This window comes from Pseudoalteromonas sp. NZS100_1, from assembly GCF_015864285.1.
In the GTDB taxonomy this organism is placed as follows: Bacteria; Pseudomonadota; Gammaproteobacteria; order Enterobacterales; family Alteromonadaceae; genus Pseudoalteromonas; species Pseudoalteromonas arctica.
Genome location: NZ_JADYXN010000299.1, coordinates 1 through 542 on the forward strand (window position 1 = coordinate 1; position 542 = coordinate 542).

Consider the following 542-nt stretch of genomic DNA (forward strand, 5'->3'; position numbering starts at 1 on the left):
CGATCGACAGCAGCTTGATGGCGCCGGCGTGCGTGAGACCCGTACGCTGTGCCACGTCGCTGCTGTTGATCAGGGGGCGCTCCATTGCAAAGGCCATCAGCTCTCCAAGTTGACCGCTGCGTCGACGACGCACGAGAACATGGCGCACGCGCATGGCGAAGGCGCGCAATCGGTTCTCGAGTTCGAGATGGGCCATTGCGCCTGCCCGAATGGCGCCAAGCCAGAGATGCTCGGCCTCCTCGCCGCTCGCCGTCTTCCAGCGGCCACCATTGTGGCGCATGCCCAATGCGACAAGCCCGCCCTGCGAACCTGGCTGACGGCCCATGCTCCACCGGTCACCGATAAGAAGGCTGGCGACAACGTCGCCGCGTCCAAGAGGCGCGTGGCGCCGCCAGAGGGAAGAGAGACGGGCGGCCATGAGAAGGGGCGGGGCAGGGGGCAGTGCTGTGCTGGCTCTCGACCAGGTCTCGATGGCCTGAATCGTTTCCCATCGTGAGTCCGGTCCGGCGCCTGCGCGCTCCCCACCCAGCCAGGCGAGAAGC

General features: G+C 67.0%; 1 protein-coding gene. It reads right to left on the reverse strand.

Annotation, left to right across the window (positions count from 1 at the left end):
• Positions 1–325 (reverse strand): hypothetical protein (locus I6F66_RS21945; RefSeq protein ID WP_197209873.1); only part of this gene is annotated, 325 nt, incomplete at its 3' end.
• Positions 326–542: the final 217 nt, after the last annotated feature.